The following is a 23,138-nucleotide window of genomic DNA, read 5'->3' as shown; positions in this document are numbered from 1 at the left end:
AGCCGCGACTCAAGGTTGGCGCGCCGCAACTCAGGTTGGCTACAGTCGCCGTTGTCGATACGACTGGTTGGTGAGATGGACTTAGCGCCGGATGTCGAAGCCATGGGAGTGACAAGTGTGACGGGATTCCGATGGACTCGCTGATCACGGCCGCGGCGCATGCGCTTGCGGCGGGCGATCCGCTCGGCGCCTTGAAGCGGGTTGCGCTGCGCGACGATGCGCCGGCACTGGCGTTGCGCGGTATCGCGATGGCGCAGCTTGGCGACCTGAATAGGGCGAAGGTTCTCCTCAAGCGGGCGGCGCACGCATTCAGCCCGAGGGAGGCCGTGGCCCGCGCGCGGTGTATCGTCGCCGAGGCCGAGATCGCGCTCGTCTCGCGCGACCTTACCTGGCCGGCCAAGGCACTCGACGCCGCACGGGCGACGCTTGAAAAGCATGGCGACCGCGTCAACGCCGCGCATGCGCGCAACCTCGACGTTCGGCGCCTGCTGCTGATCGGCCATCTCGACGAAGCCGAGCGCAGGCTGGACGGCTTCGATCCGTCGCCGCTGCCGCCGGCATCGCGGGCCGCCCACGAGCTGGCTGTCGCCGGCATCGCCATCCGCCGCTTGCGGACCGGCCCTGCGCGCGCCGCGCTTGGCCTGGCGGCGCGGGCGGCGCGCGCGTCCGGCATCCCCGCGCTGATCGCGGAGGTGGAGAGCGCATCGCTGGTGCTGGACACGCCGGCCGCACGCCTTGTCGCGCGTGGCGGGGAACGGCCCCTCCTGCTCGACGAAGTCGAAGCGCTCCTGGCGTCGGGGGCGCTCGTGGTGGATGCATGCCGCAATGTCGTGCGGGTCGCAGACACGGTCGTCTCGCTGGCGACCCGCCCGGTGCTGTTCGCGCTGGCCCGCGCGCTGGCCGAAGCCTGGCCGGGGGACGTGGCAAGAGCGACGCTCATTGCGCGCGCTTTCCGCGGAAAGGACGCGGACGAATCACATCGCGCACGATTGCGCGTCGAAGTCGGGCGGCTTCGCGCGGAGCTTCGGAGCTTGGCGGATGTGAGCGCGACGAAGCGGGGCTTTGCGCTGGCCCCGCGCCGCGCAGGTGAGGTCGTCGTGCTGGCGCCACCCGTCGAAGAAGAGCATGCCGCCGTGCTCGCCTTCCTCGCCGACGGCGAGTCTTGGTCGAGTTCGGCCCTGGCGATTGCGCTTGGAGCCAGTTCGCGTACCGTGCAGCGAGCGCTCGAGCAACTCGCCCTGGCCGGCAAGGTGCAGTCGTTCGGCCGCGGACGGGCGCGTCGCTGGATGACCCCGCCGCTGACGGGTTTCCCGACAATCTTGTTACTCCCCGGCCCACTGCCGGGCTACTAGGATGGAATCATGGAACGATCCGCAGCCGAAATCCTTCGAGAATATGGACCCTTTCCGGGTGTCGACCACGTGGACGGCGTTACCTTCGACGGTGAGCATGTCTGGTTTGCCTCAGGCGACAGATTGAACGCCTTCGATCCGGCAAGCGGCAAAGTGGTGCGCTCGATCGACGTCGCGGCGCACGCCGGAACGGCCTTCGACGGCCAGCACCTCTATCAGATCGCCGAGGATCGCATCCAGAAGATCGATCCGAGGAATGGCCAGGTGCTGGCGACGATCCCGGCGCCCGGCAATGGCGGTGATTCCGGGCTCGCCTGGGCCGAAGGAACGCTCTGGGTCGGGCAGCATCGGGGCCGAAAGATTCATCAGGTCGATCCCGAGACAGGGGCAATCCTTCGCACCATCGTTTCCAACCGCGTCGTCACCGGGGTCAGCTGGGTCGACGGCGAGCTGTGGCATGGCACCTGGGAGGGGGAGGAGAGCGATGTCAGGCGGATCGATCCTGAAACGGGAAAGGTCCTTGAGAAGCTCGATATGCCGCCGGGAACAGGCGTGTCGGGGCTCGAATCCGATGGCGGCGACCAGTTTTTCTGTGGCGGCGGAAACAGCGGCAAGATCAGAGCTGTTCGCCGGCCCAAACGAGGCTCGGCGACCAGGATCTGAGTTTTTGCCGTCCGTAGCCGTTGATTTCGGGACCATTCGAGCTAACTGGTTTTTGCGGTTTTTAGCCCGGTGGTCCGAACCAGGTGTTCATCGCGTCTTGAAGACCATCCTGCGTCCTGTCGCCTACCCAAGCAACATATCCATCGGGCCGAATTAAAACTGCGGTTGGAGCGGAGACCAAACCTAGCGCAGGCAACTCCCATGGATCGTCACATTTGGCGTAAACCAACTTAATGCGGTCTGACCACGGCTTGATGTCGAGGCTGCCCGGCGCGTCGAGAATCAAGAGCACTGGCCGCGCTTTTTGGAGGAGCGCAAATACGCGCATGGGACCATCAGGCGTGGCCAGGTCGAGGTCAGGAATGCGGCGGCCGACCAGCGGATGCCCCTGGCCGAGGTCGTAATGGATACCAAGTCCGGACATCTCGGCAGCGATCCGTTTGCGAGGCTCCTCCATCCCAAGGAGCTCTGATACCATTTCACGCAAGGCTTCAGTGCGATCATCAGTACGTTGCAATGCGACCTGTGCCATTGTCGTACGCAACACGCGGGCCGCAACCGGATGCCGCTCGATGTGATAAGTGTCGAGCAAGCGTTCAGGCGATGTTCCTTTCACCACTTGGGCCAACTTCCAACCGAGGTTCACCGCATCCTGCACACCGATATTGAGGCCTTGTCCGCCCACCGGGGAATGCACATGGGCGGCATCGCCCGCTAGGAGAACCCGGCCCTTGCGGTAAGCCGCCGCCTGCCGCGACATGTCCGTGAACCTGGAAATCCAGGTTGGGCTATGGATTCCGTAATCTGTTCCGCATGCGGCGACGAGCGCTTCGCGGAGATCGCGCAGCGTGGGCTCGGTCGTGGCGCCGACATTCTTTTCAGTGACCATGACGGCTATGGGACCTTTATCGGCAAAGACGACCTTGCCGTCACGAATTTCGTACTCTTCCCTGCCGAAGGCATGGATGCCAAGTGCGGTGCGATGAATGCCCAGTGGCGGCTCCTCCGCCATCTCGGCCTCGGCGAGGATGCTGCTGGTCGTCGCATCCCATCCTCGAAACTCAATGCCAGCAGCTTTGCGGACCGGACTGCGGCCTCCATCACACCCGACGAGATAGCTTGCCCGCAGCGACGCACCATCGGACAGTTCGATGCTGACGCCGGCGTCGTCCTGCACGAAACACGTTAATTCACGGGCGCGATAGATCGGCACTGCCAGCTCGCTGACCCATCCAGCGAGAATGCGCTCAATGTGTTTCTGTCTCAGCGCCAGCCCGTAGTTGTGGCGGGTCGGAAAATCGCTGATGTCTAAACGCATCGCCGCGAATCCCGTGACTTGGGCTATTTGTCCTTCCGCAAGGAACCGGTCCGCGATGCCGCGCTGATCGAAAACTTCGAGAGTGCGTGAGCTCAGACCTCCAGCACGCGAACCGGCAAGCTCCTGGTTCGGGCGGCGTTCGACAATGGCTACGTCAATGCCTGCCAACGCCAACTCGCCTGCCAGGGTTAGGCCCGTCGGACCTCCTCCGGCAATCACGACTGCATGTTCTGTCATCGGCAAACTCCTCTGGCAGTTACGACTCCCAATGCAATGATCGCAGAATCCCAGTGGTTGCCGTTTGGGTTAGCCTAGGCTCGCTATCAATTTTTCGAGCAGGCGAGCCAGCATGATCTGCTCCGGGCGTATCAGGCCGGAAAGTATCTGGTGCTCGTTGGCGACGTGAGCGGTAACCGCCTCGTCAATCAACGCCAGACCCTTTTTAGTCAGCTGCACGACAATGCCGCGGCGATCGTCGGGGTGCGGCCCGCGCTTGATCAGGCCGGATTTCTCGAGCCGATCGAGGCGGTTGGTCATCGCGCCCGACGTCACCATCGTCGCCTCGTAGAGAGCCGTCGGCGTCAGCGCGTATGGCGGCCCGGAACGACGCAGCGTTGCCAGCACATCGAATTCTCCGGATTGCAGCCCGTAACTTGCAAACAGCGGCGCCAGCCGCTCTCGTGCGATCAGCGAGGCGGCCTCGTTCAACCGTCCGAGCACGGCCATCGGCGAGACATCGAGATCCGGCCGTTCCTTTTTCCATTGCCCGATCGCTTTTGCTGCGCGATCCATGTCTCTCACCGTTATGTATCTTGACGTGAAGAATCTTTAGCTTATCTTACCTCAGCTTGCGATATTGGCCAAGTGCCGCGAACGGGCGACGGGACGGTGCGATGAAATTTCTCTGGGACTCGGCGCTTGGCCTTCTGGTTGTCACCGGTGGACTGCTCGGCCTGACGCTGCCGTTCGGCAAGATCGCGACGGCGGCCGGCGTGGCCGCCATGGTCTGGGCCTTCGTCATCTCGCTTGGTGCCGGCGGCGTGCTTTTGTGCGCATTGCTGCTCAACGGGAAGCGCATGCGGCTTACGCCGCACAGGCTGCGCTATTTCTTCGTCACCGCGGCCGTCTCATATGCAATCCCCAATCTGCTGATGTTTTCAGCCATTCCGCATCTGGGCGCCGGCTACAGCGGCATCATGTTCACGCTGTCGCCGGTCGTCACGCTGGTGTTCTCGATGCTGCTCGGCGTCAGGCGCCCGACCATGCTGGGCGTCGTCGGCATCGCCGTCGGTTTCGTCGGCGCAGTCATGGTGGCGGTGACGCGCGGCGAAGCGGGCCAGCCGGCCGAATTTTTCTGGGTTGCGATGGGCCTGCTCATCCCGGTCAGCCTCGCCGCCGGCAACATTTACCGTACCGTCGACTGGCCCGAAGGCACCGGCCCGATCGAGCTCGCCGTCGGCAGCCATCTGGCAGCAGCCTTGATGCTGTTTGCCGGCATTCTGGTCCTGCTTGGCGGCAATGCATTCGGCTCGCTTGGCGGCGTGCCGCTGGTCGCTGCGGCACAGGTGGCATCAGCCTCGGCGATGTTCGCCTTCTTCTTCCGCCTGCAAGCGGTCGGCGGCCCGGTCTATCTCAGCCAGATCGGCTACGTCGCGGCGGCGGTCGGGCTGTTTGCCGGGACCCTCTTCCTCGGCGAGCGCTATCAACTGCTGACCTGGGCCGGTGCCGTCATCATCACCGCCGGCGTGTTCATCACCACCAAGGCGCAAAGCCAGAGGCCATAGGGGCCAGAAGGCGTAAGCTTCAGACGGATGCCTTCTCCGCCAGCACCATGTAGTTGACGTCCATGTCCTTCGAGCGCTGCCAGCGGTCGGCGAGCGGGTTGTAGGTGACGCCGGTGCGGTCGATGACGGTCAGGCCGGCGCCGGCAAGCGCCTTTTCCAGTTCCTCGGGGCGCACCAGCTTGCCGAACTGGTGGGTGCCGCGTGGCAGCCAACGCAGCACATATTCGGCGCCGATGATGGCCAGGCCCAGGGCCTTCAGCGTGCGGTTGATGGTGGCGACGAACATGATGCCGCCAGGCTTGACCATCTCGCCGCATTTGGCCAGGAACAGATCGACATTGGCGACATGCTCGACCACTTCCATGTTGAGGATGACGTCGAATTTTTCGCCGGCATCGGCCAGGTCTTCCGCGGTCGTGGCGCGGTAGTCAACGCTCACGCCGACTTCCGCCGCATGCAGCTTGGCCACTTCGATGTTGGTGATGGAGGCATCGGCGCCGACCACTTCGGCGCCAAGCCGCGCCATCGGCTCGCACAGAAGCCCGCCGCCGCAGCCGATGTCAAGGAAGCGCAGGCCTTCGAACGGCCGTGCCGCACGCGGATCGCGGCCGAAGCGGGCCGCCACCTGGTCGCGGATATAGGCAAGCCGGATCGGGTTGAACTTGTGCAACGGGCGGAACTTGCCGTTCGGGTTCCACCATTCGGCGGCAAGGGCGGAAAAGCGTTCCACCTCTCCGGCATCGATCGTCGATCGTCGGGGCTCTGGCATGGCGTGGTCTCCTCGGACGCTAGGAAGTCGGGCGCGAGGCTGCGAATGTCAAGGCGCGAAATTCACCGCCGGCGGTGCGATGCGCGCGATGCCTTCCGGCGCCGCCTTTTGCCGGCTGCATTTGTGTCAGCACGTGTCAGTTGATGGTGTGCCGGAAGGAAACGCCTAGGCTTTGGCGGACGAAGCAGAGACATCGGGTTCGGAGGAGTGCGCAATGATGCGAGCGGTTGCTTCCATTCTTTGGCGCCGGCTTGACCAGGAAGGCCACGACGCTTGCCTTCTGTCGGAATCGGGCTCTGGGTGGAACCTCAGGGGACAGGCGCTTTTCGTCCAGGACGGCGAGCCGTGCAGCATCGCCTACGAGGCGGACTGCGACGCCGATTGGCATACACGATCGGCGCGCGCCGACGGCTTTCTCGGCACGCAAGAGCTGCATTACAGGATCGACCGGCTGACCGAGCGCCAATGGACGCTGAACGGCGAGCATCAAGCGGAAGTCGACGGTCTCATCGATGTCGATCTCGGCTTCACGCCCGCAACGAACCTTTTGGCGCTTCGCCGTTTTGCCCTCGATGTCGGCACGGCGACGCCCGCCCCGGCGGCCTATCTGACATTTCCCGAACTCAGGCTCGTTCGCCTCGAGCAAACCTATCAGCGCGTCGATGCTGCACATTACGCCTATGCCGCCCCGATGTTCGGCTACCACGAGACACTGGAGGTCTCGCCGCTCGGTTTCGTCCTCGATTATCCGCGCCTGTGGAGAGCCACGGCACAGCTGGGCTGAAGCGAGCGGCATTTGCCAAGAGGCAGTGCAGGCGTGACGCTGTGCTCGTGTGTCGCCTGGCCGGCAGCGGCGGCATGCCTTGCGAAACCGCGATCATTTGGCTAAGGAGGCCGCGCATTGAGCGCCCGGCCACAGCTTGGCGCATTTTTCCGCTTTTCGGCCTTCGGTCCGGCATCCAGTCAAAGGCATTTCGCTTCTATGGCGCGCATCGTGATGAAATTCGGCGGAACGTCCGTCGCCGACATCGTCCGCATCCGCAATGTGGCGCGTCATGTCAAACGCGAGGTCGACGCCGGCCATGAGGTCGCCGTCGTGGTCTCGGCGATGGCCGGCAAGACCAACGAGCTCGTGCAATGGACGCGCGAGGCCTCGCCGATGCACGATGCGCGTGAATATGACGCCGTGGTCGCCTCCGGCGAGCAGGTCACTGCCGGCTTGCTGGCGATCGCGCTGCAGAATATCGGCGTGCATGCCCGCTCCTGGCAAGGCTGGCAGATCCCGATCAAGACCGACAACGCGCATGGCGCGGCGCGCATTCTCGACATCGACGGCGCGTTCTTGATCAAGCGCTTCGGCGAAGGCCAGGTGGCGGTGGTTGCCGGTTTCCAGGGCATCGGGCCGGACAATCGGATCGCGACACTCGGTCGTGGCGGCTCCGATACCAGCGCAGTCGCCATCGCGGCAGCGGTCAAGGCCGACCGCTGCGATATCTACACCGACGTCGACGGGGTCTATACGACCGATCCGCGCATCGAGCCGAAGGCGCGGCGGCTGGCCAAGATTTCGTTCGAGGAAATGCTCGAAATGGCCTCGCTCGGCGCCAAGGTCCTGCAGGTGCGCTCGGTCGAGCTTGCCATGGTGCACAGGGTGCGTACTTTCGTGCGGTCGTCCTTCGACGATCCCGACGCACCAGGAATGGGGGATTTGCTTAATCCGCCGGGAACGCTTATTTGCGACGAGGAAGAGATCGTGGAACAGCAGGTCGTCACCGGAATTGCCTACGCCAAGGACGAGGCGCAGATTTCGTTGCGCCGCGTCGGCGATCGGCCGGGCGTCGCCGCCGGCATTTTCGGGCCGCTGGCCGAGGCCAACATCAATGTCGACATGATCGTCCAGAATATCTCCGAGGACGGCAAGTTCACTGACATGACCTTCACCGTGCCATCCGGCGACGTCGACAAGGCGCTCGCCGTGCTCGAGCGGCTGAAGGCGACGATCGGCTACGACGTGGTGCAGTCGGAAGCCGGCATGTCGAAGGTCTCGGTCATCGGCATCGGCATGCGCAGCCATGCCGGCGTCGCCGCTACCGCCTTCAAGGCGCTTGCCGACCGCGCGATCAACATCCGCGCCATCACGACGTCCGAAATCAAGATTTCGATCCTGATCGACGGTCCCTATACGGAACTAGCAGTTCGCACTTTGCATTCCGTGTACGGTCTGGATAAGCAGTAGCGGACTGCATCGGCCCGAAATCGGAATCGATTTTCGGAAGGCAGGATGCAGCGGATCGAAAATCTTGGAGCGGTCTTTATGCGTCCAATTGGACGATGGCGCTCTAATTGAGTTGTTGCGTTTGTGCCGCTGTGCAGGGCAACCTGCACCGGTTGAAACGCTATTGGAGAAGAAGCCGCGATGCGTGATTCGGCCAGTGGCCCGCGCGTTTTGCTGAAACGGCTCCGCGAGCTCATGCAAGAGCCGCTGGAGCCGCAGGAGCGGCTTGACCGAATCGTGCGCGACATCGCCTCCAACATGGTTGCCGAGGTTTGCTCGCTCTATGTGCTGCGCGCCGATTCGGTGCTCGAACTCTACGCCACCGAAGGCCTGAACCCGAACGCCGTCCACCTGGCGCAGCTCAGGCTGGGGCAAGGCCTGGTCGGCACGATCGCGGCCTCGGCGCGGCCGCTCAACCTCTCCAACGCACAGGAGCATCCTGCCTTCGCCTACCTGCCGGAGACAGGGGAAGAGATATACAATTCCTTCCTCGGCGTGCCGGTGCTGCGGGCAGGGCGGACACTCGGCGTCCTGGTCGTGCAGAACAAGACCATGCGCCATTATCGCGACGACGAGGTCGAGGCGCTGGAAACGACGGCGATGGTGATCGCCGAGATGATCGCCACCGGCGATCTGGAGCGGCTGACAAGGCCCGGCCTAGAGCTCGATCTGCGCCGCCCGGTAAGCTTTACCGGCCTGTCCTTCAACGAAGGCGTCGGGCTCGGCCATGTGGTGCTGCACGAGCCGCGCATCGTCGTCACCAATCTTTTCAACGAGGACAGCGAGGAAGAGGTCAGGCGGCTCGACGCGTCGCTCGGCTCGCTCAGGCTCTCCATCGACGACATGCTGGAGCGCCGCGACGTCGCCTTCGAGGGCGAGCATCGCCAGGTGCTCGAAGCCTATCGCATGTTCGCCAACGACCGCGGCTGGGTGCGCCGGCTCGAGGAGGCGATCCGCAACGGCCTGACGGCCGAAGCGGCGGTCGAAAAGGTGCAGAGCGACATGCGTGCCCGCATGCTGCACATGACCGATCCGTATCTGCGCGAACGGATGAGCGATTTCGACGATCTCGCCAATCGGCTGCTGCGGCAGCTGATGGGGCGCGGACCGGAGGACGTCGCGGCCTCGCTGCCCAAGGACGCCATCATCGTCGCCCGCTCCATGGGTGCTGCGGAGCTGCTCGATTATCCCAGGGACAAGCTGCGCGGGCTGGTGCTGGAGGACGGCGCCGCGACCAGCCATGTCGTCATCGTGGCGCGGGCCATGGGCATACCGGTCGCCGGCCAGATGAAGGGCGCCGTTTCCATGGCGGAAAACGGCGATGCCATCATCGTCGACGGCGAGGAAGGCGCGATCCATCTGCGCCCGCAGCCCGACCTCGAGGCGGCCTATGCCGAGAAAGTGCGTTTCCGGGCGCGGCGGCAGGAGGTCTACCGCGAGCTGCGCAAGAAGCCGTCGGTGACCAAGGACGGTGTCCAGGTCGACCTTCTGATGAATGCCGGGCTGGCGGTCGACCTGCCGCAACTGGCCGAAGCGGGCGCGGCCGGCATCGGCCTGTTCCGCACCGAGCTGCAATTCATGGTCGCCTCGACCTTTCCGCGCGCGGAAGCCCAGGAGCGCTTGTACCGTGACGTGCTCGAGGCGGCGCGCGACAAGCCGGTGACGTTCCGCACCATCGATATTGGCGGCGACAAGGTGCTGCCCTATTTCAAGGGCTCGATCCAGGAGGAGAACCCGGCGCTCGGCTGGCGCGCCATCCGCCTGACGCTCGACCGGCCTGGCCTGCTGCGCACCCAGATCCGCGCGCTGCTCAAGGCGTGCGGCGGGCGCGAACTGAAGCTGATGCTGCCAATGGTGACGGAACTCGGTGAGATCGTGCAGGCGCGCGAGATCATCGATCGCGAGGTCCGGCATTTGTCGCGCTTTGCCCATCATTTGCCGACCAGCCTTAAGGTGGGGGCGATGCTGGAGGTGCCGTCGCTGCTGTTCCAGCTCGACGAGTTGATGAAGGCGGTCGATTTCGTCTCGGTCGGCTCGAACGACCTGTTCCAGTTCGTCATGGCGGTGGACCGTGGCAATACCCAATTGTCCGACCGCTTCGACCCGCTGTCGACGCCGTTCCTGCGTGTTTTGAAGCAAATTGCCGATGCCGGGGCTCGCAACCAGACGCCGGTGACCCTGTGCGGCGAACTTGCCGGCAAGCCGATCTCGGCGATGGCGCTGATCGGCCTTGGCTATCGCTCGATCTCGATGTCGCCGGCATCGATCGGCCCGGTCAAGGCGATGCTGACGGAACTGCCGCTCAGCGAACTGGAAGCGTTCTTCGACGACAATCTGATGGCGCCGGCGCATGGCCTGCCGATGCGGGCGCTGCTGCAAGCCTTTGCCGATGACCGCTCGATACCGCTATAGACTTCGCCATGATCAACCTGCCCCGCGACCGTATGGATCAAGTCGTCAAGCGTTTCGACATGCTCGAAGCGCAGATGTCGGCCGGGCCAGCGCCGGACGCCTATGTCAGGATGGCCTCCGAATATGCCGACATCCAGGAGATGGTGGCAAAGATCAGGGCGCTGCGCGCCGCCGAGCGCGAACAGGCCGATCTGGAGGCGATGCTCGCCGACAAGGGCACCGACGCCGAGATGCGCGCCTTGGCCGAGGCCGACCTGCCGGAGGTCAAGCATCGCATCGAGGCGCTGCAGAAGGACATCCAGATCCTGCTGTTGCCCAAGGATGCCGCCGACGACAAGAACGCCATCCTCGAGATCCGCGCCGGCACCGGCGGCGACGAGGCGGCGCTTTTCGCCGGCGACCTGTTTCGCATGTACGAGCGCTATGCCGCGGCGCATGGCTGGCGTTTCGAGACGGTGTCGGCCAGCGAGGGTGAGGTCGGCGGCTACAAGGAAATCATCGCCACCGTTTCGGGCAAGGGCGTCTTTGCCCATCTGAAGTTCGAATCCGGCGTGCACCGGGTGCAGCGCGTGCCGACGACCGAGGCGGGCGGACGCATTCATACCTCGGCGGCGACGGTCGCGGTGCTGCCGGAAGCCGAAGAGGTCGACATCGACATCAGGGCCGAAGACATCCGCATCGACACGATGCGCGCCTCGGGTTCCGGCGGCCAGCACGTCAACACCACCGATTCGGCCGTGCGCATCACCCATCTGCCGACCGGCATCATGGTGGTGCAGGCGGAAAAGTCGCAGCACCAGAACCGGGCGAAGGCCATGCAGATCCTGCGCGCCAGGCTCTACGACCTCGAGCGCAGCAAGGCGGACGAGGAACGTTCCGAATCGCGCAAGTCGCAGGTCGGCTCGGGCGACCGCTCGGAACGCATCCGCACCTATAATTTTCCGCAGGGTCGCGTCACCGATCATCGTATCAACCTGACGCTCTATAAGCTCGACCGGGTGATGATGGGCGAACTCGACGAGATCATCGACGCGCTGATAGCCGATCACCAGTCGAAGCTGCTCGCCGATATCGGCATCGATGGCTGACAGCCTGCCCGCCACGCTGGCGCCGCTGCTGCGGGAGGCGCGAAACCGGCTCGCCGCAGCCGGGATCGCGGATCCGGCGCTCGATGCCAGGCTGATCGTCGAGCATTTTTCCGGCACCAGTCGCACGCAGGCCATCGCCGATCCCGGGCGCGCTGTCGATACGGACGTGACGGCGGTAATCGAAGCCGCCTTGCGGCGGCGCATCGCCGGCGAGCCGGTACACCGGATCCTTGGCTACCGCGAATTCTACGGCTTGCGCCTTTCGCTTTCGCCGCAAACGCTGGAGCCGCGGCCGGATACCGAAACGCTGGTCGAGGCTATACTGCCCTTCGTCAAGGCAATGGCGGCACGCGAGGGCGGCTGCCGCATCCTCGATCTAGGGACCGGTACCGGTGCCATCGCGCTGGCGCTGCTCAGCGCCGTTCCGGCCGCGACCGCCACCGGCGTTGACATTTCGCAGGAGGCGCTGGCCACAGCCATGCGTAATGCCGGGGAATTGGGGCTCGTCGGCCGGTTCACGCCGGTCAAATCCGACTGGTTTGAAAAAGTTTCTGGCCTGTACCATGTAATTGTCGCAAACCCTCCCTATATACCCTCAGACGACATTGGAAATCTGCAGGACGAGGTCCGCGGTTTCGATCCACGCCAGGCCCTCGATGGCGGCGTGGACGGTCTGAGCCCCTACAGGAAGATCGCCGCGGGAGCGGCAGCGTATTTGGAACTCCAAGGCAGGATTGCGGTCGAGATCGGCCATACGCAGCACCAACAGGTTACGGAGATATTCTCCGCGGCCGGGTACCGTTCGGTCGGGGTGTTTCGTGATCTCGGCGGAAACGACAGAGTTCTTGTGTTCGAACGGTGGAAGCCGTGATGCAGTGCGAAAAAAGCGCTTGGCAATACCGGGGAATGCGGCTAGGGTCGCGTTAACCGGATGAGACGAAGCAGGCAGTGCTCTTAGCGATTCGGTTTTCCTTGGAAATAGCTGCCTTCTTGCGCAAACGACGCCCAAGCTTCGTGCGGGAATCGTCCGGCAAGTGAAGTAACCGGAACAGGATGGCACGTGGCGCCAACGCAATTGATGCGGGCGAACGCCGGTGAAGGAACGAAACGGCTGGCCGTATGAGCGCCTCCGTTCGTGAAGAGTTTTTCGAAAATTTCAAAGTGAAGAGAGTCTAATGAGGCCACAACAGCAAAACAGGCGCATGCGCGGTCGCAACAACAGTGGCGGCGGCGGCAACAACAATAACAACAACAATCGTAAGGGGCCGAATCCCCTGACGCGTAACTATGAGAGCAACGGCCCGGACGTGAAGATCCGCGGATCGGCTCAGCAGATTGCCGAGAAGTACGCAACCCTTGCCCGTGACGCGCAAAGCTCCGGCGACCGGGTGATGGCGGAAAACTATCTCCAGCATGCAGAGCACTATAACCGCATCATCGCAGCCGCTCAGGCGCAGATGCCGATCCAGAACGCCCAGCAGAATCGCGACGATTTCGACGATGACGGCGACGAGGATCGCGACGAGTTCGACAATGCCGGCAACAACAATGCCAACGAGGCATCGGCTTCGGCCAATCACGGGGCCGGCCCGCAGCCGGTCATCGATGGCACGCCGGCCGAGCTGGCGCTGAACCAGGAAAACAGCCGCGACAATCGGGGCGGCCGCGACAACCGTGACGGCCGCGACAACAATGGCGGACGCCACCGCGACCGTCGCCCCAATGGCGGTTACGGCCAGAACGGCCAGCGCGGCGAGTATGGCGCGCGCGGCGAGCAGGGCGGCCAGCGCGTCGAACAGCCACGGCGCGACGAGACGCCGGCGCAGGCGGAGCCCGTACCGGCCGCTGAGCCGGTCTTTGTGAGCGAGCCCGCACCGCAATTCGAAAACCTTTCGCCGGCGGGTCTCGCCGCCCAGGCCGAGCTCAACGAAGCCGCGGCCGAAAACAGCCCGGCACGCCGCCCCAGGCGTCCGCGCCGTCCGCGCCTCGATGTCGAACAGGCAAATGGCGGCAACGACAATGCCGGCCCTGACAGTGCCGAAGCTGGCAAGGTCGATGCAGCGCCGGCTGAAGACGCTGGCGGTCAACCTATTATTGCCGATGTCGAGAATTGATCGAAGAAACGTTCAGGCGATCTTAGCGCATCGTTTACCCTAGGCGGCGGAGAGAAATCTCCGCCGTTTTTGTTTGCGCGCTCGGAATATTATGCGTTCGCCAGTGTCGAGTCTTGAGGGTCCGTGGTTTGCGTCCCATATCTTGCGTGAACAGGATCCGGCTCGAACGGGCGGGTCCGTCACCGCAATCTGATCCGGTGCCGCGAAGCGGGCCGGTGACGGAAGGAGACAGGCATGAATCTTGAAAAATATTCCGAGCGCGTGCGCGGCTTTATCCAGTCCGCGCAAACCATGGCGCTCTCCCGCAGCCACCAGCAATTCACCCCCGAGCATATCCTCAAGGTCCTTGTCGATGACGACGAGGGCCTGGCTGCGTCGCTGATCGAGCGCGCCGGCGGCAATGTCCGTGACGTCAAGCTCGGCGTCGAAACGGCACTGGAGTCAATGCCCAAGGTCGAGGGCGGCAATGGCCAGCTCTATCTGGCGCAGCCGCTGGCAAAGGTGTTTTCGACCGCCGAGGAACTGGCCAAGAAGGCCAGTGACAGCTTCGTTACCGTCGAACGGTTATTGCAGGCGCTGGCCATGGAAAAATCGGCCAAGACCGCCGACATCCTGTCCAAGGCGGGTGTCACGCCGCAGGCGCTGAACCAGGTCATCAACGACGTACGCAAAGGTCGCACTGCCGATTCGGCGAGCGCCGAGCAGGGCTACGACGCGCTGAAGAAATACGCGCGCGACCTGACGGCGGACGCCCGCGCGGGCAAGCTCGATCCGGTCATCGGCCGCGACGACGAAATCCGCCGCACCATCCAGGTGCTGTCGCGCCGCACCAAGAACAACCCAGTGCTGATCGGCGAACCCGGCGTCGGCAAGACGGCGATCGCCGAAGGGCTGGCGCTGCGCATCGTCAATGGCGATGTGCCGGAATCGCTCAAGGACAAGCAGCTGATGGCGCTCGACATGGGGTCGCTGATCGCCGGCGCCAAATACCGCGGCGAGTTCGAGGAGCGGCTGAAGGCGGTGCTTTCCGAAGTCACGTCTGCCGCCGGCGGCATCATTCTGTTCATCGACGAGATGCACACGCTTGTCGGTGCCGGCAAGGCGGATGGCGCCATGGACGCGTCGAACCTGCTGAAGCCGGCGCTCGCCCGCGGCGAACTGCATTGTGTCGGCGCAACCACGCTCGACGAATACCGCAAGCATGTCGAGAAGGATGCGGCCCTTGCCCGCCGCTTCCAGCCGGTCTTCGTCAATGAGCCGACGGTCGAAGACACCGTCTCGATCCTGCGCGGCCTGAAAGAGAAATACGAGCAGCACCACAAGGTGCGCATCTCGGATTCGGCACTGGTCGCGGCCGCAACCCTGTCCAACCGCTACATCGCCGACCGCTTCCTGCCGGACAAGGCGATCGATCTCGTCGACGAGGCCGCCTCGCGGCTCCGCATGCAGGTCGATTCGAAGCCCGAGGCGCTGGACGAGATCGACCGCCGCATCATGCAGCTCAAGATCGAGCGCGAGGCGCTCAAGGTCGAGAAGGACGATGCCTCGAAAGACCGGCTCGCCCGGCTCGAGAAGGAACTCTCGAACCTCGAGGAGGAATCGACCGAGCTGACCTCGAAATGGCAGGCCGAGAAGCAGAAGCTCGGGCTTGCCGCCGACCTCAAGAAGCAGCTCGACGAAGCCCGCAACGAACTTGCCATTGCCCAGCGCAAGGGCGAATTCCAGCGCGCCGGCGAACTTGCTTATGGCAAGATCCCGGAACTCGAAAAGCAGCTGAAGCAGGCTGAAGCCAGGGATGGCAAGGCCGGCATGGTCGAGGAAGTGGTCGGTCCCGATCACGTCGCCCATATCGTCTCGCGCTGGACGGGGATCCCGGTCGACAAGATGCTGGAAGGCGAGCGCGATAAGCTGTTGCGCATGGAAGACGAGGTCGGCAAGCGCGTCGTCGGCCAGGGCGAGGCGGTGCAGGCGGTGTCAAAAGCGGTGCGCCGTGCGCGCGCCGGCCTGCAGGACCCGAACCGGCCGCTCGGCTCGTTCATGTTCCTCGGGCCGACGGGTGTCGGCAAGACCGAGCTGACCAAGGCCCTGGCCAGCTTCCTCTTCGACGACGAGAGCGCGATGGTGCGCATCGACATGTCGGAGTTCATGGAGAAGCATTCGGTCGCCCGGCTGATCGGCGCGCCTCCCGGCTATGTCGGCTACGAGGAAGGCGGCGCGCTGACCGAAGCGATACGGCGCCGGCCCTATCAGGTCGTGCTGTTCGACGAGATCGAGAAGGCACATCCGGATGTCTTCAACGTGCTGCTGCAGGTGCTGGACGACGGCCGGCTGACCGACGGGCAGGGCCGCACGGTCGACTTCCGCAACACGCTGATCATCATGACGTCCAATCTCGGCGGCGAATATCTGGTCAATCTCGGCGAGGACCAGGATGTCGACGTCGTGCGCGACGAGGTGATGAATGTCGTCAGGGCTTCGTTCCGGCCGGAATTCCTCAACCGCATCGACGAGGTGATCCTGTTCCACCGGCTGCGCCGCCAGGATATGGGCCAGATCGTCCAAATCCAGCTCAAGCGGCTGGAAAACCTGCTTGTTGACCGCAAAATATCGCTTTCGCTCGATCAGGAGGCGATCGACTGGCTAGCGGCCAAGGGTTACGACCCGGCCTATGGCGCGCGGCCGCTGAAGCGGGTGATGCAGAAGGAATTGCAGGACCCCCTGGCGGAAAAGATCCTGCTCGGCGAGATCCTCGACGGCTCAACCGTCAAGGTCACCGCTGGGTCCGACCGCTTGAACTTCCGCTCGAAGCCGGCAGTCGTGGCAACCGAAGCGGCCGCCTGAGCTCAAGCCAAGAGCCTGTTCCATCCCGATCGAATCGGGATGGAATTCCTATCTTCAATCTCGACCATGATCCTTTCCGAAAAACCGGCATACCCTTTTGTTACGCCGGCCTTCGGTTCATGGTCCAACATCACTGGCGGGGCGCAGATGACGCTGGACGACTATAACAGCTTCTGCGCCTCGCTGCCTTCGGCGACCCATGTCGTGCAGTGGGGCGGCGCCCATGTCTGGAAGGTCGGCGGCAAGGTCTTCGCGATCGGCGGCTGGAGTGAGGGCAAGGAGCCGTTCGTTACCTTCAAATGCTCCGACATCGCCTATGACGTGCTGAGGGAGCAGCCGGGCCTTCGGCCCGCGCCCTATCTTGCCTCACGCGGCATGAAATGGATCCAGCGCCAGACCGGCGAAAGCATGGATGATGGCGCGCTGAAGGATTACCTGCGCGAAAGCCACCGTCTTGTCGTGCTGAAGCTGACGAAGCAGGCGCGCAAGGAATTGGGACTCGCTGCCGGTTAATCGGTCAGAAATCCGCCATCTTCATGCCCGGTTCATATTGGAACCTTATCGTTGGCAACTGATTTGCTGGCGAGGGGGTTCGCCTACCACATCGGCCCGAAATCGAGTTTTGATTTTCGCAAAGCACGATTCGGAGATTTAAAGCGTTAGAGCGTCCTTTGCGCGTCGAAAAAGACGCGCGGCGCTTTGAAGAGACAATGCCGGCGGCGGCAATTACGGACCGGAGAATTTGGCCATCATGTTGCGCACCATCTTCACCCTTTCAGCGCTTGCTGCCGGGCTGCTGGCGTCGAATGCGATGGCCTCGCCAATAGTGGATACCGCGCCACGGGTGGTTCGTGCCGCCAATGGCGGCGGCATTCTTGTCGCCCAGAACGGCAATCTCGATATCTACTACGATGCCAGGGGAAACCGCGTCATCGTCGATGCGGAGACCGGCAAGGTCATCGCCATCCAGCCGCCGCAGACCAGGCTCGACCGCCGCGCCTTGCGCCGCGAGCGCTTGCGCAACCTCGGACCGGTCGAGGACGACCCCTATTATCTCGACGACCCTGAGGACACGGCGCGGTTCCGCCGCAGGCAGATGGAAGACGGGGGCAGGGTCATCATACCGCCGGCTGACGAGTACGACCCCTATGGCGACAATTCGGTGGAAGCCTTCCCCGAAGCGCCACGGGATGACGGCTACGGCAACGGTTATCCGGAGGCAGCGCAGCCGGTAAAGCCGCGCACCATCGAGCGCCAGCCGCTCAACGAGGCCTCGATCGAGCCGGTCGAGCCGACGGTGCCGAACGAGCAGGCGGCCTTACCGCCAGACACAGCCCCGCCGCCAAGCACTGGCGGCAAGACGGCGGTCGACCCGTCGCTTGCGCTCGGCGCCCGCGAGGACGTGGCGGCACTGCAGGTGCTGCTCGACCGTGCCGGTGCATCGCCCGGCGTCATCGACGGACGCTTCGGCTCGAATGTCGACAAGGCGCTCGCCGCCTATAATGAGATCACCGGCAGCAATCTGAAATCGACCGACGCAATCGGCATCCAGGCGGCCCTGGCGCAATCCGGCGGCGATGCCTTCGCCTCCTATACGATCACGCCCGAGGATGCGGCCGGTCCCTATGTCGCCTCGATACCGGAGGACTACAGCCAAAAGGCCCAGCTCGATCGGATGGGCTACACGTCGGTACCCGAAGCGCTGGCCGAGCGCTTTCATATGGATGAAACCTATCTGAACAAGCTCAATCCGGACGCCAATTTCAATCGTCCGGGCACCATCATCAAGGTCGCCAATTTCGGCAGGCTGGTGGCGACGCCGGTGGCGCGCATCATCGCCGACAAGTCCAATAAGCAGGTCCGCGCCTATGATGCGGCGGGCAAGCTGGTCGCAGCCTATCCGGCGACTATCGGCTCGTCCGACACGCCGTCGCCGTCCGGCACGCATGCGGTGTCGCGTGTCGCATTGGACCCGAACTACACCTACAACCCGAACATCAATTTCAAGCAGGGCGAAAACGACAGGATCCTGACCATCCCGCCGGGGCCGAACGGCCCGGTCGGCTCGGTCTGGATTGCGCTGGACAAGCCGACCTACGGCATTCACGGCACGCCGGATCCGTCCAAGATCGGCAAGACCGAAAGCCATGGCTGCGTGCGGCTGACCAATTGGGACGCGCGCGAGCTTGCCAAGATCGTGACGCCCGGCGTTATCGTGGAGTTCGTCGACTAAAGCGCAACGCCTTCGCCCGAATCACCCGATGACCTTGCGCAGCAGTGGCGCGCGCAGCGCTGCGGCATAGATCAGCTGCACCACCAGGATGAAGCCGACGCTGAGCAACGGGCTGATCAGGCAGAGTGCAGCGCCGACGGCCCACAGGATCTGTGCCTTGACGATGCGCAGATAGACCGTTCGGGTGGTCTCCGCGTCGACACCTTCGGCCAGAAATCCGTTTTTGTCCACGTAGCGCCAACTGGCGAGCAGCGTCAGTCCGAGCATCAAAAGATTGAACCAGTAGACGAGCACCGCAGTCCTGAATTCGAGGAAGTCGGCGAGAAGGTCGGTCGAGAACGGCAGCAAGGCGATGAAGCCGAGGAAACAGAGGTTCAGCGTGGCAAGCCGCCGGTCGGATTTTGCAATCAGCCCGTGTTGCGCCTGCTGGCCGAACCAGAAGATGGTCAGCGTCAGGAAGCTGAGCGCATAGGTCAGGAAGCGCGGCGCCAGTGCTGTGATCGCTGTGATCAACTCGCGTTCGGAATGCACCGTTTCATGCGCCGGCACCCTGATCTCGAGAACGATCAGGGTGAGCGCGATGGCGAACACGCCGTCGGTGATGCCGACGACGCGCCCGCGTCCTTCCGCCGAGGGTTCGAGCGGTCGTTTCATGCGGTATTTCCCCCTTGTCTGTAGCGCTGCGAGAAGCTTAGCACGGCACTTGCCGTTTGCACCCTGAGCGGCGTGATCCTGCCTGTGTGGCCAGGTTGGGCCTGGTTTCAACGAGAACAGCGTGCTGGCCGGTTGTCGCCGGCGCGCCGGCGATCTAGGTAAGGCGGCATGCACACGCCAACCAAAGTCGGTACCGGCGCCGTTCCCCTGACCGGCTCACTTCCCGCCGATACGTTCTGTCCGCAGGCGCAGCGGCGGTTCGTGCTGATCGCCGCGATCCTGGCTTCTGCGCTCGGCTTCATCGACGGGTCGGTCCTAGCCATTGCGACGCCGGCGATCCGCGTCGACCTCGGCGCCAGCCTCGCCGAGGCACAATGGATTTCCAATGCCTACGCATTGACACTCTCAGCCCTCATTCTCGTCGGCGGCGCCGCCGGCGATCGCTTCGGCCTGCGCCCCTCCTTCGTCGCCGGCATCGTCCTGTTCATTGCCGCCTCGCTTGCCTGCGCGCTGGCGCCTAACCCGACGGTGCTTATTGCGTTTCGGGCTATCCAGGGTGTCGGAGCGGCCATCATGGTGCCGGGCAGCCTGGCCATTATCGCCAAAGCCTATCCGAAAAAGGAACGCGGCCGGGCGATCGGCATCTGGGCCGCAGCATCAGCACTGACGACGGCGCTCGGCCCGGTGCTGGGCGGCTTCGTGCTGTCGGCGTTCGGCGACGGCATCTGGCGGGCGATCTTCGCCATCAATCTGCCGCTCGGCCTTATCTCGGTCTATCTTCTGCTGGCCAAGGTCCCTGCCGACGCGCCGGCGGAAAAGCGCAGCCTCGATCTCGGCGGCGCTGCACTCGCCATATTGGCGTTCGGAGCTCTCGCTTACGGTCTGACCTCGATGAGCGGCGACGGGGAGTGGCTGATGTCCGGCCCGAGTATTGCCGCCGGTGCGGTTTTGCTCGTCGTGTTCATCGTCTTCGAGCGCCGGCGGCGCGAGCCGATGATCGATCTGTCGTTGTTTCGGATCGGCGCGTTCGCGGGCGCCAATGTGGCGACCTTCTTCCTTTATTTCGCGCTGTCGGCCAATCTGTTCTATCTGCCGATGCTCATGATCGCCGGATGGGGGCTGAGCGCGGCCGAGGTCGGTTTCATCTTCCTGCCGCTGTCGGCATTAATCGCAGTGTTGTCCGGACCGGTCGGCCAGTGGTCCGACCGCATCGGGCCTCGCTTTCCGATCGCCAGCGGCAGTCTGGTTGTGGCTCTTGCCTTTGCCGGACTTGCCTTGCTGGCCTATTGGGGCATCCACAATTTCTGGATCGGGGTATTCCCGCTGATGGCTCTGATGGGGTTCGGCATGGCGCTGGTGGTATCGCCGCTGTCGACCGCCGTCATGACGGCGGTCGAGGACAAGGATACGGGTGCGGCCTCGGGCATCAACAACGCCGTCTCGCGCATCGGCGGCCTGATTGCCGTGGCGGCGATGGGATCGCTGGCGGCCTGGGTCTATGCTGGCGTGCTCGGCACCGCTGCCGGCTCCGGCATTCCGGGTTTCGGCGAACCGCCGCCAGCCGGCCTGGCGCCCGGCCTCGATGCGGCACGACTTGCCGCCAGCGACGCGGCATTCGCCGCCGTTGCCGCGGTGACCGCGCTGCTTTGCCTGTTTTCGGCAATCACCGCGTGGACGACGGTTTCCGGCGAGCGGCTGCCATGGGCGCGCGACACGGCGAATCAGCAGGGCTGACGACGAAAAACGTCGGCTCAGCCTTCGATCTTGGCGCTCGCGACCTTCAACTGATTGCTGTCTTCCTGCTTGAGCAGGTCGTCGATGCGTTCGCGCTCGCGCTTGAAGGCGACGAGGTCGTCGCCCTTCAGCGTCTTACCGACCGGTAGGCGGACGCGCATCGAATCGACCTTTGTGCCGTTGACGATCAGTTCGTAATGAAGATGCGGACCGGTGGAGAGGCCGGTTGAGCCGAGATAGCCGATAACCTGACCCTGGCGAACGCGAACACCCGGCTCGATGCCTTTGGCAAAGGCGCTCTGGTGATTGTAGGACGTCTCGTAGCCATTGGCGTGACGCAAGATGATCTGCTTGCCATAGCCACCGGCCCAGCCGGCTTTTTCGACGACGCCATTGCCCGCGGCAATGATCGGCGATCCCACGGGAGCTGCCCAGTCGGTGCCGGTGTGCATTTTCACATACCCCAAAATGGGGTGACGCCTGGCACCGAACCCGGACGTAAACCGGCCATTGGGCAAGGGATTGCGCAACAGAAACTGCTCGGCGCTGCTGCCGTTTTCGTCGAAGTAGTCGGTGCTGCCGTCCTGCATCTGGAAACGGTAGAAATTTCGCGTCGTGCCGCCGAAAGTCGCGGAGACGTAAAGCAGCTCGGATTCGTCAGACGCCTGGTCGTCGCCATCGGGCTGCGAGAACAGCACCTCGATGCGGTCCGTGGGATTGAGGCGCGACTGAAAGTCGACACTGGATGCCAGCAACTTGATCAGCCGTTGCGTCATCGCCTTGGACATGCCGTAGGAATAGGCGGTGCGGTAGATGCCGTCATAGATGTTCGGCAGATTGCCGCGCACTATGGGCGCAGGCGAATCGTCGAACGCCGTCAGCAATTCGGGATTTGGCTCCGGCTCCTGCGCCGGCACGTACTGGTCGTGGTCGTCGAGCGCGATGGTGACGATGTGCTGGGTCCTGTCGTACACGCTGGTGCGAACGATCTTGGCGGCGTCGCCATGGACCTCGAGCCCAACGCGCAGCACGGTTCCTGCCTTGAGGGCCGTGGCATTCAGCAATTTGGCGATCGCCTCGGCCATCCCGGTTGCGTCGTCACCGGTATAGCCCGAATCGGCGAAGGCCTCGGCAATGTCGAGATCCTTGGTGAAGGGGATGATTTCCTCGGCGAAGGCCGGCGCCTGATCGTCGACCGCGGCACGCGGCGACACCGAGACGTTTTCCGGGACGATCTTGACGTCATAGGAGCCGGCCATGCTCTCGGCGAAGCCGTCACCGAACCGCTGTGGGTCGACATAGTGCAGCGACGCGACCTGGACGGCGCCGTCGCTCAGATCGGTGCCGGCCTCGTGCACCACCTTTTCCACCTCGTCGGCAGAAAGGTCGCTCTTTTCGTCGAAGGCCGCCGTCTCGATCGGGAAATCGACGGTCTTCAGGCTCATCTCGCTTTCGACCTTGGCGCCATAGATCTGGCTGGCGGCGGCGGCTGCCGGCTGGGCGGCATTGTCGTCGCCATTGCCAAACACCTGCATCGGGTCGAAAGGCGGATAGGCCCGGCTGGTCGTGTGACCGGCGGCAAGCGCCATCTTGATCTGCACGAAAGGCATGGTGTGGATGACGTCGCGGTCGCCAACCTTGGTCACCATCGACACTTCCATGCGCCGGCGATCCTTGGCCTTGGCGATCTGGCGCAGCGCGACCAGCCGTGTCGTCTTGGCGATCTCACCGGAATCGTCGCCACTGGCAAGGCTGATCAGTTCGGCGATCTCGGGTGGCGTCGCCAACTGCTGGCGGCCGTCAAGCGCTGCAAACAGCGCCACGCCCATCAGCACGCTCGAGGTCACGCCGGTAAGGAAGGTGCCCGACAGCCAGCGCGCCGAAACCTCGCGCCGGTCGGG

Annotated in this window: 18 protein-coding genes (1 of these 18 running past the window's edge); 13 read left to right on the top strand and 5 right to left on the bottom strand. The window is 63.8% G+C overall.

The annotated features are described in order from the left end of the window. The first annotated feature begins 131 nt into the window (after nt 1-131). Nucleotides 132-1,352 carry a winged helix-turn-helix domain-containing protein gene (locus NKJ28_RS02540; RefSeq protein WP_352633868.1) on the top strand — a complete coding sequence of 407 codons (1,221 nt, stop codon included), beginning with the start codon at nt 132-134 and terminating at the stop codon, nt 1,350-1,352. Between the two features lie 9 nt (nt 1,353-1,361). Then, the gene (locus NKJ28_RS02535) at nt 1,362-2,015 is read left to right on the top strand and encodes a Vgb family protein (protein ID WP_352633866.1); all 654 of its coding nucleotides are present in this window, start codon (nt 1,362-1,364) and stop codon (nt 2,013-2,015) included. Nucleotides 2,016-2,076: 61 nt separating this feature from the next. On the opposite strand, the gene NKJ28_RS02530 is transcribed toward NKJ28_RS02535, so the two are convergent. Together NKJ28_RS02530 and NKJ28_RS02525 are read right to left on the bottom strand one after the other, a co-directional pair. After that, a complete protein-coding gene (locus NKJ28_RS02530; protein WP_352633864.1) occupies nt 2,077-3,570 on the bottom strand; it encodes an FAD-dependent monooxygenase in 1,494 nt (497 codons plus the stop codon). 69 nt (nt 3,571-3,639) lie between these two features. Then, nucleotides 3,640-4,125: a MarR family winged helix-turn-helix transcriptional regulator gene (locus NKJ28_RS02525; protein ID WP_352633862.1), complete on the bottom strand. Its 486-nt coding sequence runs from the start codon at nt 4,123-4,125 to the stop codon at nt 3,640-3,642. 101 nt (nt 4,126-4,226) lie between these two features. On the opposite strand from NKJ28_RS02525, the gene NKJ28_RS02520 reads away from it, so the two are divergent. Next, nucleotides 4,227-5,117, top strand: a complete 891-nt coding sequence (locus NKJ28_RS02520) for a DMT family transporter (RefSeq protein ID WP_352633860.1) — start codon at nt 4,227-4,229, stop codon at nt 5,115-5,117. Between the two features lie 19 nt (nt 5,118-5,136). Here NKJ28_RS02520 and ubiG read toward each other — a convergent pair whose 3' ends face one another. Then, a complete protein-coding gene (gene ubiG, locus NKJ28_RS02515; RefSeq protein ID WP_352633858.1) occupies nt 5,137-5,886 on the bottom strand; it encodes a bifunctional 2-polyprenyl-6-hydroxyphenol methylase/3-demethylubiquinol 3-O-methyltransferase UbiG in 750 nt (249 codons plus the stop codon). Between the two features lie 214 nt (nt 5,887-6,100). Between ubiG and NKJ28_RS02510 the strand changes: the two genes are divergently transcribed. The 9 genes from NKJ28_RS02510 to NKJ28_RS02470 all read left to right on the top strand — a co-directional run bounded on the left by NKJ28_RS02510 (nt 6,101) and on the right by NKJ28_RS02470 (nt 18,849). Next, nucleotides 6,101-6,670, top strand: coding sequence for a putative glycolipid-binding domain-containing protein (locus NKJ28_RS02510; RefSeq protein WP_352594824.1), 570 nt, complete (start codon nt 6,101-6,103; stop codon nt 6,668-6,670). A 198-nt stretch (nt 6,671-6,868) separates the two neighbouring features. Beyond that, complete coding sequence (locus NKJ28_RS02505; RefSeq protein ID WP_352634310.1) at nt 6,869-8,122, top strand: aspartate kinase; 1,254 nt, start codon at nt 6,869-6,871, stop codon at nt 8,120-8,122. A gap of 180 nt (nt 8,123-8,302) precedes the next feature. Next, nucleotides 8,303-10,573 carry a phosphoenolpyruvate--protein phosphotransferase gene (ptsP, locus tag NKJ28_RS02500; protein ID WP_352621697.1) on the top strand — a complete coding sequence of 757 codons (2,271 nt, stop codon included), beginning with the start codon at nt 8,303-8,305 and terminating at the stop codon, nt 10,571-10,573. Between the two features lie 8 nt (nt 10,574-10,581). Continuing rightward, on the top strand, nt 10,582-11,661 hold the full coding sequence (prfA, locus tag NKJ28_RS02495; protein ID WP_352633855.1) for a peptide chain release factor 1: 1,080 nt from the start codon (nt 10,582-10,584) through the stop codon (nt 11,659-11,661). Next, the gene (gene prmC / locus NKJ28_RS02490; protein ID WP_352621700.1) at nt 11,654-12,532 is read left to right on the top strand and encodes a peptide chain release factor N(5)-glutamine methyltransferase; all 879 of its coding nucleotides are present in this window, start codon (nt 11,654-11,656) and stop codon (nt 12,530-12,532) included. Before prfA ends, prmC begins: the two co-directional genes overlap by 8 nt. Before the next feature lie 331 nt (nt 12,533-12,863). Then, nucleotides 12,864-13,775, top strand: coding sequence for a DUF4167 domain-containing protein (locus NKJ28_RS02485; RefSeq protein WP_352594834.1), 912 nt, complete (start codon nt 12,864-12,866; stop codon nt 13,773-13,775). A gap of 234 nt (nt 13,776-14,009) precedes the next feature. Continuing rightward, nucleotides 14,010-16,616 (top strand): ATP-dependent chaperone ClpB, encoded by a 2,607-nt coding sequence (clpB, locus tag NKJ28_RS02480; RefSeq protein WP_352633853.1) that lies wholly within the window; start codon nt 14,010-14,012, stop codon nt 16,614-16,616. A gap of 147 nt (nt 16,617-16,763) precedes the next feature. After that, entirely contained in the window at nt 16,764-17,129 is a 366-nt protein-coding gene (locus tag NKJ28_RS02475; protein WP_352456638.1) for an MmcQ/YjbR family DNA-binding protein, read from the top strand. A 238-nt stretch (nt 17,130-17,367) separates the two neighbouring features. Further along, nucleotides 17,368-18,849, top strand: a complete 1,482-nt coding sequence (locus NKJ28_RS02470; protein WP_352633851.1) for a L,D-transpeptidase family protein — start codon at nt 17,368-17,370, stop codon at nt 18,847-18,849. Between the two features lie 21 nt (nt 18,850-18,870). Here NKJ28_RS02470 and NKJ28_RS02465 read toward each other — a convergent pair whose 3' ends face one another. Continuing rightward, nucleotides 18,871-19,503: a TMEM175 family protein gene (locus tag NKJ28_RS02465; protein ID WP_352633848.1), complete on the bottom strand. Its 633-nt coding sequence runs from the start codon at nt 19,501-19,503 to the stop codon at nt 18,871-18,873. Nucleotides 19,504-19,671: 168 nt separating this feature from the next. Here NKJ28_RS02465 and NKJ28_RS02460 point away from each other — a divergent pair, with 168 nt between their 5' ends. Beyond that, nucleotides 19,672-21,237: an MFS transporter gene (locus NKJ28_RS02460; RefSeq protein WP_352633846.1), complete on the top strand. Its 1,566-nt coding sequence runs from the start codon at nt 19,672-19,674 to the stop codon at nt 21,235-21,237. A gap of 17 nt (nt 21,238-21,254) precedes the next feature. On the opposite strand, the gene NKJ28_RS02455 is transcribed toward NKJ28_RS02460, so the two are convergent. Continuing rightward, nucleotides 21,255-23,138 carry the 3' portion of a M23 family metallopeptidase gene (locus NKJ28_RS02455; protein WP_352633844.1) on the bottom strand. 75 nt of this gene lie beyond the right edge of the window, so only the last 1,884 of its 1,959 coding nucleotides appear in the window; the start codon falls outside the window, past its right edge; its stop codon occupies nt 21,255-21,257.

The sequence above is a fragment of the Mesorhizobium sp. M0145 genome (assembly GCF_040322355.1).
GTDB lineage: Bacteria > Pseudomonadota > Alphaproteobacteria > Rhizobiales > Rhizobiaceae > Mesorhizobium.
The sequence above is the reverse complement of the archived record's forward strand: the minus strand, read 5'-3'. Positions and strand labels throughout refer to the sequence as shown.

What these genes read in the sequence shown, in the direction of transcription:
- NKJ28_RS02540 (WP_352633868.1), top strand. Translation starts at nt 132, where the DNA reads ATGGACTCGCTGATCACGGCCGCGGCGCATGCGCTTGCGGCGGGCGAT.
- NKJ28_RS02535 (WP_352633866.1), top strand. Translation starts at nt 1,362, where the DNA reads ATGGAACGATCCGCAGCCGAAATCCTTCGAGAATATGGACCCTTTCCG.
- NKJ28_RS02530 (WP_352633864.1), bottom strand. Translation starts at nt 3,570, where the DNA reads ATGACAGAACATGCAGTCGTGATTGCCGGAGGAGGTCCGACGGGCCTA.
- NKJ28_RS02525 (WP_352633862.1), bottom strand. Translation starts at nt 4,125, where the DNA reads ATGGATCGCGCAGCAAAAGCGATCGGGCAATGGAAAAAGGAACGGCCG.
- NKJ28_RS02520 (WP_352633860.1), top strand. Translation starts at nt 4,227, where the DNA reads ATGAAATTTCTCTGGGACTCGGCGCTTGGCCTTCTGGTTGTCACCGGT.
- ubiG (WP_352633858.1), bottom strand. Translation starts at nt 5,886, where the DNA reads ATGCCAGAGCCCCGACGATCGACGATCGATGCCGGAGAGGTGGAACGC.
- NKJ28_RS02510 (WP_352594824.1), top strand. Translation starts at nt 6,101, where the DNA reads ATGATGCGAGCGGTTGCTTCCATTCTTTGGCGCCGGCTTGACCAGGAA.
- NKJ28_RS02505 (WP_352634310.1), top strand. Translation starts at nt 6,869, where the DNA reads ATGGCGCGCATCGTGATGAAATTCGGCGGAACGTCCGTCGCCGACATC.
- ptsP (WP_352621697.1), top strand. Translation starts at nt 8,303, where the DNA reads ATGCGTGATTCGGCCAGTGGCCCGCGCGTTTTGCTGAAACGGCTCCGC.
- prfA (WP_352633855.1), top strand. Translation starts at nt 10,582, where the DNA reads ATGATCAACCTGCCCCGCGACCGTATGGATCAAGTCGTCAAGCGTTTC.
- prmC (WP_352621700.1), top strand. Translation starts at nt 11,654, where the DNA reads ATGGCTGACAGCCTGCCCGCCACGCTGGCGCCGCTGCTGCGGGAGGCG.
- NKJ28_RS02485 (WP_352594834.1), top strand. Translation starts at nt 12,864, where the DNA reads ATGCGCGGTCGCAACAACAGTGGCGGCGGCGGCAACAACAATAACAAC.
- clpB (WP_352633853.1), top strand. Translation starts at nt 14,010, where the DNA reads ATGAATCTTGAAAAATATTCCGAGCGCGTGCGCGGCTTTATCCAGTCC.
- NKJ28_RS02475 (WP_352456638.1), top strand. Translation starts at nt 16,764, where the DNA reads ATGACGCTGGACGACTATAACAGCTTCTGCGCCTCGCTGCCTTCGGCG.
- NKJ28_RS02470 (WP_352633851.1), top strand. Translation starts at nt 17,368, where the DNA reads ATGTTGCGCACCATCTTCACCCTTTCAGCGCTTGCTGCCGGGCTGCTG.
- NKJ28_RS02465 (WP_352633848.1), bottom strand. Translation starts at nt 19,503, where the DNA reads ATGAAACGACCGCTCGAACCCTCGGCGGAAGGACGCGGGCGCGTCGTC.
- NKJ28_RS02460 (WP_352633846.1), top strand. Translation starts at nt 19,672, where the DNA reads ATGCACACGCCAACCAAAGTCGGTACCGGCGCCGTTCCCCTGACCGGC.